This window comes from Rheinheimera metallidurans, assembly GCF_036983985.1.
Lineage (GTDB): Bacteria > Pseudomonadota > Gammaproteobacteria > Enterobacterales > Alteromonadaceae > Alishewanella > Alishewanella metallidurans.
Window position 1 is genome coordinate 1 of the sequence record NZ_JALAHQ010000024.1, and the last position, 243, is coordinate 243.

At 53.1% G+C, this 243-nt stretch carries 1 protein-coding gene; it reads left to right on the forward strand.

Features of this window, described 5'->3' with window-relative positions; genetic code table 11:
- Window positions 1-243 (forward strand): protein ren (locus tag MN199_RS14755; protein ID WP_335739918.1); only part of this gene is annotated, 243 nt, incomplete at both ends.

Consider the following 243-nt stretch of genomic DNA (forward strand, 5'->3'; position numbering starts at 1 on the left):
GGGCAAAGAGGCAATTATTCATTACCTGGGGACGCATAATAGCTTCTGTGCGCCGGACGTTGCCGCGCTAACAGGCGCAACAGTAACCAGCATAAATCAGGCCGCGGCTAAAATGGCACGGGCAGGTCTTCTGGTTATCGAAGGTAAGGTCTGGCGAACGGTGTATTACCGGTTTGCTACCAGGGAAGAACGGGAAGGAAAGATGAGCACGAACCTGGTTTTTAAGGAGTGTCGCCAGAGTGC